Source organism: Streptomyces sp. CB02414, assembly GCF_001905385.1.
In the GTDB taxonomy this organism is placed as follows: domain Bacteria; phylum Actinomycetota; class Actinomycetes; order Streptomycetales; family Streptomycetaceae; genus Streptomyces.
The window spans coordinates 121,304-132,926 of record NZ_LIPF01000001.1 but is presented as its reverse complement, the minus strand read 5'-3'; the positions used below and the strand labels follow the sequence as shown (position 1 = coordinate 132,926).

At 72.9% G+C, this 11,623-nt stretch carries 10 protein-coding genes and 1 tRNA gene; 8 read left to right on the top strand and 3 right to left on the bottom strand.

Annotated elements, in window-relative coordinates; all coding sequences use genetic code 11:
* The first annotated feature begins 79 nt into the window (after positions 1-79).
* The 3 genes from AMK11_RS00630 (at position 80) to AMK11_RS00620 (ending at position 1,867) form a co-directional block, all read left to right on the top strand.
* Positions 80-502 carry a phage holin family protein gene (locus AMK11_RS00630; protein WP_073721560.1) on the top strand — a complete coding sequence of 141 codons (423 nt, stop codon included), beginning with the start codon at positions 80-82 and terminating at the stop codon, positions 500-502.
* On the top strand, positions 499-1,026 hold the full coding sequence (locus AMK11_RS00625; RefSeq protein ID WP_073721558.1) for a DUF3618 domain-containing protein: 528 nt from the start codon (positions 499-501) through the stop codon (positions 1,024-1,026). The genes AMK11_RS00630 and AMK11_RS00625 overlap by 4 nt, the downstream gene beginning before the upstream one ends.
* Positions 1,027-1,162: 136 nt before the next feature.
* Positions 1,163-1,867, top strand: coding sequence for an antibiotic biosynthesis monooxygenase (locus tag AMK11_RS00620; protein ID WP_073723814.1), 705 nt, complete (start codon positions 1,163-1,165; stop codon positions 1,865-1,867).
* Positions 1,868-1,889: 22 nt separating this feature from the next.
* On the opposite strand, the gene AMK11_RS00615 is transcribed toward AMK11_RS00620, so the two are convergent.
* Complete coding sequence (locus AMK11_RS00615; protein ID WP_073721556.1) at positions 1,890-3,719, bottom strand: endonuclease/exonuclease/phosphatase family protein; 1,830 nt, start codon at positions 3,717-3,719, stop codon at positions 1,890-1,892.
* Between the two features lie 288 nt (positions 3,720-4,007).
* Here AMK11_RS00615 and AMK11_RS00610 point away from each other — a divergent pair, with 288 nt between their 5' ends.
* From AMK11_RS00610 to AMK11_RS00600, 4 genes are all read left to right on the top strand, one after another.
* Positions 4,008-5,435: a hypothetical protein gene (locus AMK11_RS00610; protein WP_073721554.1), complete on the top strand. Its 1,428-nt coding sequence runs from the start codon at positions 4,008-4,010 to the stop codon at positions 5,433-5,435.
* A 174-nt stretch (positions 5,436-5,609) separates the two neighbouring features.
* Positions 5,610-7,085 carry an alkaline phosphatase PhoX gene (locus AMK11_RS00605; RefSeq protein ID WP_073721552.1) on the top strand — a complete coding sequence of 492 codons (1,476 nt, stop codon included), beginning with the start codon at positions 5,610-5,612 and terminating at the stop codon, positions 7,083-7,085.
* Between the two features lie 45 nt (positions 7,086-7,130).
* A tRNA-Met gene (locus AMK11_RS37895) sits at positions 7,131-7,200 on the top strand.
* 358 nt (positions 7,201-7,558) lie between these two features.
* Positions 7,559-9,142: a TROVE domain-containing protein gene (locus tag AMK11_RS00600; RefSeq protein WP_073721550.1), complete on the top strand. Its 1,584-nt coding sequence runs from the start codon at positions 7,559-7,561 to the stop codon at positions 9,140-9,142.
* A gap of 24 nt (positions 9,143-9,166) precedes the next feature.
* On the opposite strand, the gene AMK11_RS00595 is transcribed toward AMK11_RS00600, so the two are convergent.
* Positions 9,167-9,640, bottom strand: a complete 474-nt coding sequence (locus AMK11_RS00595; RefSeq protein WP_241846877.1) for a hypothetical protein — start codon at positions 9,638-9,640, stop codon at positions 9,167-9,169.
* Positions 9,641-9,758: 118 nt separating this feature from the next.
* Between AMK11_RS00595 and AMK11_RS00590 the strand changes: the two genes are divergently transcribed.
* Positions 9,759-10,334 carry a TetR/AcrR family transcriptional regulator gene (locus AMK11_RS00590; protein ID WP_073721546.1) on the top strand — a complete coding sequence of 192 codons (576 nt, stop codon included), beginning with the start codon at positions 9,759-9,761 and terminating at the stop codon, positions 10,332-10,334.
* Between the two features lie 48 nt (positions 10,335-10,382).
* On the opposite strand, the gene AMK11_RS00585 is transcribed toward AMK11_RS00590, so the two are convergent.
* Positions 10,383-11,609, bottom strand: coding sequence for a TerD family protein (locus AMK11_RS00585; protein ID WP_079187142.1), 1,227 nt, complete (start codon positions 11,607-11,609; stop codon positions 10,383-10,385).
* Positions 11,610-11,623 lie beyond the last annotated feature (14 nt).

Genomic DNA, 11,623 nt, shown 5'->3' with positions numbered 1-11,623 from the left:
CGGTGGCCGGACACCGGCAGGGGTAGCGCCGGTCGGCCGGGGGTACCCGGGGTGCTCCGAACCGAGAGGAGGCGGAACCGTGACCGGGACCATGCACACCAGGCCGGTGCGCGACGAGCAGCAGCACTCCGTGGGCGAACTCGTCGGTCAGGCCACCGAACAGCTCTCCCGGCTCGTGCGCCAGGAAGTGGCCCTCGCCAAGATGGAGCTGGCCGAGAAGGGCAAGCGCGCCGGGCGCGGCGGCGGGATGCTCGGCGCCGCGGGAGCCATCGCGTACGTCGGTCTGTTCGCGCTGGCCGGCACGGCCACCGCCGCGCTCTCGCTGGCGCTGCCCGTCTGGGCCGCGGCGCTCATCGTGACGGCGGTGCTCTTCGTGATCGCGGGCGTACTGGCCATGATGGGCCGCACCCAGCTCCGCCGCGCCGTGCCCCCGAAACCCGAGGCGACTCTCGGCAGCGTCAGGACCGACGTGGACGTGATCAGGGAAAGGGCGCATCGATGACCGACGCGACGAGCGGGGACGGCACGAGGGCCGGCTCCACCGCGCAGCCCGTGGGCGGGGCCAAGGGCCCCGACGAGCTGCGGCAGCAGATCGAGCAGACCCGCAGCCAGCTCGGCGACACCGTGGAGGAGCTGGCGGGCAAGGCGGACGTGAAGGGCCGTGCCAGGGCCCGGGCCGCCGACCTCAGGGACAAGGCCGGCGCCATGACCGTGCAACTGCGCAGCTCCGCCGCGCACGCCGGCCACGCGGTGCAGGGCAGGGCGAGCCGGACCGGTCACGCCGTGCAGGACAAGGCCGGGCAGGCGGGTCACGCGGTGCAGGACAAGGCCGGGCAGGCCGGCCACACCGTGCAGGACAAGGCGGGCAGGGCCGGGCACACCGTCGAGCGGCGCGTGCCGCAGCGGGCTCGCGGCGCGGTACGGGCCGGGCTCGGGCATCCCCGGGCGGTGCTGGTCGCCGGGGCGGCGGCGGGCGCGGTCGTGGCGGCGGGCGTGCTGCGGCACCGTCACCGCGGGCACTGCTGAGGGGCACGGCGTGAGGAGGGGCCTGCGAACGGGCCCCTCCTCACGCACGTCCGGCCCGAGGTCACTTGACCTCAACCTTGGTCGAGCCCCGAGGGTGGTGCGTGCACCCGACGACCACCCACCGATGGAGGCCGGCATGACCCGCCGTACCGACGCCCACCCCGAACTCGCCCGCCCCGACGTCCGGGCCCCCTTCTTCAGCACCTGGTCGGTGGGCACCCCCGAACGGCAGCGGCAGACCGTCGACGCGATCGCCCGCACCTGGGAGCGCAGGCCCTGGCCCGCCGACGACCTGCTCGGCTACCACGTCTACACCGGCCACGACGGCAGCACCCTGCTGCACCACTCCCAGTGGGCCGACGAGCAGGCGTACGAGGCCTTCGTCACGACACACCGGCAGGAGCGCGTCGACGAGATCGACACCGCCGTGCCGGGCATCGAGCGGCTGTGGCTCGGCAGGTACCGGCACTACCGCGGCCTCACCCGCGAGGACGGCACGGCGCCCGTCCCGGGCTGCGTCGTCATCGTCGACGTCGAGTTCGAGGGCCCGGACCCCGACCGGCAGCGCGCCTGGGTGGACGCCGTCGTCGAAGCCCTGGAGAGCGAGCCCGAGCAGCACCCCGGCGGCATCTCCGCCCACTTCCACCTCAGCACCGACGGTACCCGCGTCCTCAACTACGCCGAGTGGGAGAGCGCCCAGGCGCACATCGACGCCCTCGCCGCACCGGGCGACGGCGTCGGTTCGGGGTCCGCCCAGTGGGAGCGGGTGCAGAACTGGCCCGGTCTGAAGAGCAGCGCGGTCAACCGCTACGACCACGCCCTCGGCCTCGTGCCCCGCTGAACCCGCCCCCACGCGGTACGGGTTACGGGCGGAACCGCAGCACCTGCGGGTCGTGGTCGCTGATCTGGTCGTGGAACTCGGCGTTGACGTGCACGCTGTCGTACGACAGCCGCCCGTGCCACCGGATCGACGGGCTGACCAGGATCTGGTCCAGGACCTGGCTGTTGCCCTGGTAGACGTACGAGTAACGCTCGCTCCTCGGCAGCGACTTGACCGCCGACCACAGGGCGCCGTCGTCCTCCAGGAGGCGGGTCGTCCTCGAGAACTCGAAGTCGTTGATGTCGCCGAGGGCGATGACGTCCGCGTTCCGCTGGACGGCCAGGATGTCCTTGACGAAGGTGTTCACCACCTTCGCCTGGGCGTGGCGCTGCGTCTCCGAGCCGCGCGACGGCGGCTGGTACTGCGCCGTCAGGCTCTGGTCGCCGCCCTTGGAGTTGAAGTGGTTGGCGATGACGACGACGGTCCGGCCGCGGAAGACGAACTCGCCGGCCAGCGGCTTGCGGCTGTCCTCCCAGGCCGCGTTCGCCGGGTCGACGCGGCCGGGGGAGTGGGTGAGCGCCGCCTTGCCGCGCACCTTCGTCACCCCGGTCGCGGTGGTCGCGTCACCCGCCCCGCGGTCGGTGAAGGAGACCCGCTCGGGGTTGAACAGGAACGCCTGGCGGATGTTGCCGCCGGGCTGGCCGCCGTCCTCGCCGTCCACCGGGTCGATGCCCCGCCAGTCGTAGCGCGGGCCGCCGGCCGCGACGATCGCGTCGATCAGCTTGCCGACCGTCGCGCCGGCGGTCACCGTGCCGTCGTCCGTGGCGCCGTTGTCGTCCTGGATCTCCTCCAGGGACACGATGTCGGGCGAGGCGAGGTTGTGCACGATCGCCTCGGCGTGCGCGGCGAAGGTGTCGTCGGACGGGTCGAGGTTCTCGACGTTGTACGTCGCCACCGCCAGCTCTCGGCCGCTCTGCCGGCGCGTCGACTCCCGCTCCAGGCCCCCGCTCCGAAGGGTGCCGATCTCGCTCGCGACCATCGTGTAGCCGCCGTACTGGCTGTAGTCCAGCGGGCCCGCGGTGGTGCCGGCGAGGGTGTCGCCCACGTTGGCGTCGGGGAAGTCGGCCGGCTTGCCCAGGGACTGGATCTGGAGGCGGCCGGTGTTCTGGGAGTCGTACGAGCCGTAGACGGTGCCGCCGCGGCGGTTGGCGTTCTCCCAGGGCTTCACCGTGACCCACAGCTCGGTGTACGGGTCGGAGGCGCCGACCACGCGGGCGTCGGCGACGCGGACGTTCATGCCCTCCAGCGACTCGTAGTGGTCCAGGGCGTACTTCGCGGGCCGCAGCGGCAGGCCGTTGACCGAGCCGTTCGCGGCCTCGTCGCCCTCGGGGGCGTACGCGCGCGGCACGGAACGGGCGGAGATCGTCGTCGGCGCCGGGACCTCGTTGCCGCTGGAGACGACCGTGAACACCGGCCGGGTGATCTCGGTCAGCGACTGGTTGCCGGAGGAGGTGCCGCCGGGGACGTACTCCGAGACCGTGCCGGAGACGGTGACCGCGTCACCGACGGCGACGCCCTTCGGGGTGGAGCCGGTGAAGACGAAGACGCCCTCGCTGGTGGCCGGGTCGGCGTCGGGCCGCGGATCCTGGATCCAGAAACCTCTGGAGGAACCGTAGCCGCGGACACCGGTGACGATTCCGGCCACGTCGGTGACCTGCTCGCCCGCGTACGGCGACAGCCGCGTGCCGCCCTGGATGTCGTGGATGCGCACGGAGTCGGCGTGCGCGGGCGAGGTGAGCACGATCGTGGACGCCGCCGAGCAGACGGCGGCGACGGTGAGCGCGGCGAGGCGCGCGGAGGACTTGCTGGCCAACGGAATCCCTCCGGGGACGTGACGGAGCACCGGGACGAGGGTGGGACGTGGGGCGTGGGACGCGAGGGGCCGCCGGGCACACGGGGACCTGAGTGCGTGGACCTGGGTGAACACTTGTCCCCCCGCTTTCTACGCGCGTCAATCTCCTGCCTGGCCAGGCCAGTTGTCAAGGTTTCGGCCATGTACTGCACCCGTCGGGGAGATGAACCGGGCGGCATGGGTGTAATTCCGTCTAGGCTGAGCGGCTGAGCCGTACGGCGTCCGGAACGCGCGAGGAGAAAACAGCCGATGTCAGACCGCTCCACCCTGCCGCCCGCACGGTTGCGCCCCGAGGCGGAGCTGGCTCGCGACGCGCTGGCCACACCGCTGCTCGCCCGGGCCGCCCGGCTGGCCCGCTGGGCCGGCCCGGAGACCCGCGTGGACGCCGGCGGCGGGCTCGTCGAGGAGCAGCTGCCCGCGGCGGCCGGTGAACTCGGGCTGACCGGGGACGACGCCGCGGCCCACGCGAGCGAGGCCTGGCGGATCGCCGTGGATACCGGGCTCGTCGAGATCACCGACGAGGAGGCGGGCACCGTCGAGCGGGGCGACGACCTCGCCCTGCTCACCGGCGGCTCCCCGCAGGACGTGCTCGGCGTGTGGCTCACCGCGCTGGAGACGGTGCTCGCGGACGCGAGCGTGCCCGACCTCGACGACCTGGTCGACGCGATGGCCGACGGCGGCACGGTCGACCTGTCGTCCCTGGACTGGGACCCGGAGGCCGAGGCGGAGTTCCTCGACGGGGTGCTCGGCAACCTCTACCTGCTCACCGTCGGCGAGGACGGGGCCGGCGACACCCCGGTGCCGCTGCCCGCGCTGGCCGCGTCCGTGATCGTGCCCAGCGACATGGGCGAGCCCACCAACGACGTTCTGGAACAGGTCTCCGACGCGATGATGCGGCTGGACGACCAGTTCCGGATGCTGGAGCCGGTCGGCCTCGTCGCCTACCGGCCGGTCGACGAGGCCTTGATGGCCGACGCCGACGAGGAGCCGGCGGCACCCGACGACGAGGCCGACGTCGCCCGCTACGGCATGGTGCGGCTCACCCCGCTCGGACTGTACGGACTGCGCACCAGGCTCCGGGAGGCCGGCTTCGACGTACCCGTCGTCGGAGACCTCGCCGGCAAGGGCGCCGACGCGCTGCTCGACGGCACGGCACCCTTCCCGCCGGCCGCGGCCCACGCCGAGACCGAGCTGTGGCTGGCCGGCCGCGGTCCCCTCGACGCCGCCCGCGAACTCCTCGCGGCCGCCCGCGGCACGGACCCCGGCGCGCCCCTGCGCCGGCTCCGCTGCCAGCAGGCGCTGTCCCTGGTCGGCACCGAGGCGGAGCCCGCGCTGCGGGAGGTCCTCGACGACCCCGAGCTGGGCGGCCTCGCCCGGGTCTGGCTGACCGAGCACGGCGCGCGGGACGTGCCGGCGCCGCCGCAGGAGATGGTCTTCTGGCTGACCATCGACACCGTGGCAGCGCAGCTCGCGGCGGAGGGCAACTCCGACGAACTGCGCGCCCTGGTGGAGGGGCTGGCCCAGCAGCACAGCGGGTTCTTCGACACGGCCTGGCGGGTCGGCCACCCGGCCACGCCGGACGTCCTGGAGGCGATGGGGCGGCTGCACCCCGACAAGAAGGTCGCCAAGGAAGCGCGGAAGGCGGCGTTCAAGGCGCGGTCGCAGCACGGGGGCTGACGCCGGGCGACCGGGGCGCGTGAGCGGAGGCGGCGCCCCGCCCGTGCCCGTGGTTGTGCGGGCTGCCCGGCGGGCGCCGACCACCGTTCAACTCCCGTTCAGGCGCGGGCGCCACCGTGACGCCGAACGAGGTCCGCCACCCTCCACGGCACGTCCACCGTCACAGGAGACACCATGTCGCTCACCCGCAGGGACTTCGCCGGCCGATCCGCGCTCACCGGCGCCGGGATCGCGCTGGCGGGCAGCGTCGGCGCCCTCGCCACCGCCCCGAACGCCCTCGCGTCCACGGACACCGAGAGCGCGGCGGAGGGGCACGGCAGAGGCCACGGACACGGACACGGGCACGACCACGGCGGGGTCGGCTACGGACCGCTGCTCCCCGACCCGGACGGCATCCTCGCCCTCCCCGCAGGCTTCCGGTACGAGATCATCACCTACTGCGGCCGGACCAGGCTGGAGTCCGGCGAGTACACCCCGTCCAACCACGACGGCACCGCCGCCTTCGACGGCCCGCGTGGCACCACCCTCCTCGTCAACAACCACGAGATCGGCGGCCACCGCGACGACTCGCGGCACCCCGTCCCGCTCACCGAGGGCCTCGTCTACGACCCCGCCGCCGCCGGCGGCTGCACGGTCGTCGAGGTCCGCCGCGGCGGCCACGTCGCCGAGTGGGTCGGCATCGCCGGCACCGCCACCAACTGCGCGGGCGGCAGCACGTCCTGGGGCACCTGGCTGACCTGCGAGGAGACCGAGGACAAGGCCGGCGATGAGGGGATGACCAAGGACCACGGCTACGTCTTCGAGGTCGACCCCGAGGACCGCCGCGCCAACCGCGACCCCAAGCCGGTCAAGGCGCTCGGCCGCTACGCCCACGAAGCCGTCGTCATCGACCCCAAGCGCGGCCACGCCTACCTCACCGAGGACGCCTCCGGCCCCAACGGCCTCTTCTACCGCTGGGTCCCGCCGCAGGGCTTCCGGCACGGCCGCGGCCGGCTGCGCACCCTCGCCGACGACGCCGGGGTCCTCCAGGCCTTCAAGTGCTTCGACTCCGGCGGCAAGTTCGTCGACGACCTCTCCCGCGCCACGAAGACCGGCACGGTCTACGGCGTCGACTGGGTCGACGTCCCCGACCGCGACGCCCGGGACACCTCCGTGCGCAGGCAGTTCACCGACGGCCAGGTCACCCGGGCCCGCAAGCTGGAGGGCATGTGGTGGGCCGACGGCGGCGCCTACGTCGTCTCCTCCTTCGCCCGTGACGAGAGCCCCGGCCGCCCGCACGACGGCCAGGTCTGGTTCTACGACCCCGCGCGCCGCACCCTCACCCTCAAGGTCCTCCTCGGCGTCAACCCCGACCCGTCCGAGGACGGCGCCTTCGACGGCCCCGACAACATCACCGTCTCCCCTTACGGCGGCCTCGTCATCGCCGAGGACGGCGACGGCGTCCAGCACCTGTTCGGCGCCACCGACCGCGGGCGCACCTACCCCATCGCCCGCAACGAACTGAACGTCGGCAGCGACGACGACCCGGAGTACAGCGAATTCACCGGCGTCACCTTCTCGCCCGACGGGAAGACGCTCTACGCCAACATCCAGGACCCCGGCATCATGCTCGCGATCACCGGGCCCTGGAAGCGCCAGAAGCGCCGCTGATTAATTCGCTCGCCCGAGCGGTGGCCGCCCTTTTAGAGTGATGAACGTCCAGGTGCGAAGGCAGGACCTACTTCCACTCATAATGGGGCGGCCACGGGTTCGAGTCCCGTCACCGGCACAACGCGCCGGTGTAGCTCAGGGGTTAGAGCACCTTGTCGGTTCCGCCGACCTGAACTCTGGACACCCAGAACTTCACGCACCTCCCGGTGCGCAGGCCGCGGCTACTTCGTTGTGATCGAATCAGACGCCGCGGCCGACTTGAACTCGGGAGGCGCGGCAACTGGTGGGTGCCCGGTGCGCAGGCAGCGGATACTTCCTTTGATCGGACGGTTGCGGGTTCGAATCCCGTCATCGACTTCGGGTCGGTGTAGCTCAAACGGCAGAGCATCCGAATGTTCCCGTCGCCGATCCCGACCTCGGGCACCCACCTTCCGCCGCGCCATCCCGCCGAAGAGAATTCGGGGGAATTCACCATGGCGCGTTTCAACACCAAGGCCGCGAAGGCGCAGCCCACCTCGCGCGTGACGTCGACGGGCCGCGTACTGCGCACCTACGAGGGCGGCCGGGGCCACGAGCGCGACGCGCGCTCCGAGCTTTTTCTGCTGTCGGTCGCGAACTTCGTGTCGCAGCAGACCTTCTACGAGTCCGGCGCCGCCCGCGACGACCGGTTCGCCACGCTCGTGCGCGAACTCGCGGTCTCCGACCCGGCCTGGACGGCCGGCCTGCTCGGCTGGCTGCGCGGCGAGGGCAACCTGCGCACCGCCTCGATCGTCGGCGCCGTCGAGTACGTCGCGGCCCGCCTCGACGCCGGCGCCACCGGCGGACCGACGAACCGGCAGGTCGTCGCCTCCGTCCTCCAGCGGCCCGACGAGCCCGGCGAGCTGCTCGCGTACTGGACGTCGACGTACGGGCGTGCCGTGCCCAAGCCGGTCAAGCGGGGGATCGCCGACGCCGTACGGCGGCTCTACCACGGCAAGTCGCTGCTGAAGTACGACACCGCGTCCAAGGGCTACCGCTTCGGCGACATCCTCAACCTGGTGCACGCGGCGCCGGACCCGGACAAGCCGTGGCAGGGCGAGCTGTTCCAGTACGCGCTGGACCGCCGCCACAACCCGGACACCGCGGTGCCGCCCGCCTCGAACCGTGTCCTCACGGCGCACCGGGAGCTGATGGCGCTGCCCGTCCAGGAGCGGCGAGCGGTCGTCACGGCGCCCGACGGTGCCGAGCGGCTGGCGGCGGCGGGCGTCACCTGGGAGATGCTGGCCGGCTGGCTCCAGGGGTCGATGGACAAGGCGGCCTGGGAGGCCGTGATCCCGTCCATGGGGGTTATGGCGCTGCTGCGAAACCTCCGCAACTTCGACGAGGCCGGGGTCTCGGACGAGGTCGCGGCCCGGGTGGCGGCGCGGATCAGCGACCCGGCCGAGGTGGCGCGGTCGCGGCAGTTCCCCTTCCGCTACCTCGCCGCGTACCGGCACGCGCCGTCGCTGCGCTGGTCGTACCCGCTGGAGCAGGCGCTCGGGCACTCGCTGGCCAACGTTCCCGCGCTGCCCGGCCGGACGCTCGTCCTCGTGGACCGCTCCGGCTCGATGTTCTACTCGCGGATGTCGGACCGCTCGGAGCTCACCCGGGCCGACGCGGCGGCGGTCTTCGGCACGGCGTTCGCGCTGCGGGCGGCCGACGCGGACCTCGTCGAGTTCGGTACGTCGAGCAACCGTGTGAAGTACCGCGAGGGCGAGTCGGTCCTGAAGGTCCTGGAGCGCTTCGGTGACCTCGGCGGCACCGACACGACCGACGCGGTCCGCCGGCACTACAAGGGGCACGACCGGGTGCTGATCGTCACCGACGAGCAGTACGCGCACAACCGGCACGGCGACCCGACCGAGCAGGTCCCCGCACACGTTCCGGTCTACACCTGGAACCTCGCCGGGTACCGGGCGGGCCACGGCCCGTCGGGCAAGGCGAACCGGCACACCTTCGGCGGCCTGTCGGACGCGGCGTTCCGGATGGTTCCGCTGCTCGAAGCCGCCCGGGACGCCGACTGGCCCTGGGCGGCCTGACCCGCGAACGCGGCGTCCCGGGCGTCAGCCGCTCCACCACGTCTCGAAGGAGGCGACCCACCAGGCCGCCGCCGACAGGACACAGAGCTGCGCCACCGCAGCCGTCCACCAGCGGAAGAGGACCGCGACGCCGCTCGTCCACCACATGACGGTGAGCAGACCGTGGACGGCGTCGTCCTGGTAGGAGGCGGCGGTGGTGTCCATCATGCGTGCGTCGCCCATCCAGTCCTCGGTGAAGACGCCGTCCTGACCGAGGAGCAGGATCAGGGACACCACCCACAGGTCGAAGAGGACCAGGCACAGGGTCGCGATCCGGTCCAGGCGCAGGTAGGCGGGTGTCGGGAACAGCAGTCGCACCGCCCGCGGCCCCTCGTCGCGCATCAGGTCCACCGGCCGGGTGCGCGCGAGCGCGCCCAGCAGGTAGCCGAAGGTCACGAGGACCGCGATCCATCCGCCGACCGCGTACAGCACGAACAGCAACATCAGCAAGGCAGTCATCCCTGGACAGGAGACCCGCCGGAGCGGAGTGGTTCCCTCCGTTCGTGCGGGCCGGGCGGCGGCGCACGGGCGCGCGGTAAGGTTCGGCGGAAGACCCCGGTGTGCAGGGAGTAGTGGGATGGCGCAGGTCAGGGCCATGCGCGCGGATGCCCGCCGCAACCGTGAGCGGCTGCTGGAGGTCGCGGCGGCGGCCTTCGCCGAGCACGGTGAGGGTGCTTCCCTGGACGACATCGCCAAGCGCGCGGGCGTCGGGACCGGCACGCTGTACCGGCACTTCCCGACACGGCAGGCTCTGTTGGAGGCCGCCTACCTCGACCGGATCGAGGCGATCGCGGCGCGGGCGGACGTCGTCGCGGCCGAGCGGGCGCCGGGCGAGGCGCTGCGGGAGTGGCTGGAGGAGCTGGCCGCTGGAATGATCCAGGTCCGCGGGATGAAGGCGCTGCTCGGCACCGCCGTCACCGCCGGGGGCTCGACGGTGGACACGGCGTGCGGCGACTGTCTGCGCGACGCGGCCGGCCGGCTGGTGCGGGCGGCGCAGGAGGCGGGGGCGCTGCGGCGGGACGTGGAGCCGATCGAGGTGCTGCGGCTGGTGCACGGGGTGGCCACGGCGGCCGGGGCGAGCGACGGGGAGGACGGAGAGCCGGTGTCGGTACGCCGGTATCTGTCGCTGGTGTGGGACGGGCTGCGGGCGTAGACCACGGTTCGTGGGGCGCTCCGCGTGCGGAACGCCCCACCCGGCTGCCTACAGCGCCTTCGCCGCCGGCTTCACCATGCCCCGGACCGTGCGGGACTTCACGAACTCGCCCATGGCGGTCATCTCCCATTCCCCGGAGTACTGCCGGATCAGCTTCGCCATCATCACGCCGGTCTGCGGCTCGGCGCTGGTGAGGTCGAAGCGGACCAGCTCCTCGCCGGTCGCGGCGTCCAGGAGGCGGCAGTACGCCTTGGCGACCTCGGTGAACTTCTGCCCGGAGAACGAGTTCACCGTGAAGACCAGACCGCTGACCTCCTGCGGGAGCCGGCCCAGGTCGACGGTGATCACCTCGTCGTCACCGCCGCCCTCGCCGGTCAGGTTGTCACCGGAGTGCTTGATCGCGCCGCCGACGATGGACAGCTTGCCGAAGTAGCAGCTGTCGATGTGGTTGCGCTGCGGGCCGTAGGCGATGACCGAGGCGTCGAGGTCGATGTCCTTGCCGCGGTACGCCGGCTCCCAGCCGAGGCCCATCTTGACCTGCGAGAGCACCGGGCGGCCGCCCTTGACCAGGGAGACGGTCTGGTTCTTCTGGAGGCTGACCCGGCCCTTGTCGAGGTTGATCTTGCCGCTGCCCGGCGCCGGGGCCGGCGGGGCGGCCGGAGCGGCGGGGGGAGCGGAGGGCATCGTCGGCGCGGCGGCGGGCGGGGGCGGAGGAGTGGCCGCGTGCGAGCGCGCCGGGGGCGCGGGCTGTGCGGGCGCGGCGGGCTGGGCCGGGGTGGCCGGCTCCTCCACCGTGACACCGAAGTCGGTGGCGATGCCGGCCAGGCCGTTCGCGTAGCCCTGGCCGACCGCGCGGGCCTTCCAGGCGCCGTTGCGCAGGTAGACCTCCACGATGACCAGTGCGGTCTCGGTGCCGAGCTGCGGCGGGGTGAAGGTGGCGAGGACGGAGTTGTCGTCCGCGTTGCGGATGGTGGCGGTGGGCTCGATGCCCTGGAAGGACTGGCCGGCGGCGTCCGGGCTGGCGGTCACGACGATCTTCTCGATGCCCGCCGGGACGGCGGCGGTGTCCACCACGATCGCGTCCGGGGCGGTGCCGCCGCCGGAGCGGTACGTCACGCCCTGGCCGGTGGGCTGGTTGTAGAAGATGAAGTCGTCGTCGGAGCGCACCTTGCCGTCGGCGGTGAGCAGCAGGCCCGATACGTCGAGCCGCACGGGCGCGGCGACGTCCACCGTCACGCGGGCGGCGGAGAGGGGGATGTTCGAGCCGGGGGTCATAGCTGTCATGCCGG

Excerpts from the sequence above, each read along its gene's own strand:
- AMK11_RS00625 (WP_073721558.1), top strand. The coding sequence starts at position 499 with ATGACCGACGCGACGAGCGGGGACGGCACGAGGGCCGGCTCCACCGCG.
- AMK11_RS00620 (WP_073723814.1), top strand. The coding sequence starts at position 1,163 with ATGACCCGCCGTACCGACGCCCACCCCGAACTCGCCCGCCCCGACGTC.
- AMK11_RS00610 (WP_073721554.1), top strand. The coding sequence starts at position 4,008 with ATGTCAGACCGCTCCACCCTGCCGCCCGCACGGTTGCGCCCCGAGGCG.
- AMK11_RS00605 (WP_073721552.1), top strand. The coding sequence starts at position 5,610 with ATGTCGCTCACCCGCAGGGACTTCGCCGGCCGATCCGCGCTCACCGGC.
- AMK11_RS00600 (WP_073721550.1), top strand. The coding sequence starts at position 7,559 with ATGGCGCGTTTCAACACCAAGGCCGCGAAGGCGCAGCCCACCTCGCGC.
- AMK11_RS00595 (WP_241846877.1), bottom strand. The coding sequence starts at position 9,640 with ATGACTGCCTTGCTGATGTTGCTGTTCGTGCTGTACGCGGTCGGCGGA.
- AMK11_RS00590 (WP_073721546.1), top strand. The coding sequence starts at position 9,759 with ATGGCGCAGGTCAGGGCCATGCGCGCGGATGCCCGCCGCAACCGTGAG.
- AMK11_RS00585 (WP_079187142.1), bottom strand. The coding sequence starts at position 11,609 with ATGACCCCCGGCTCGAACATCCCCCTCTCCGCCGCCCGCGTGACGGTG.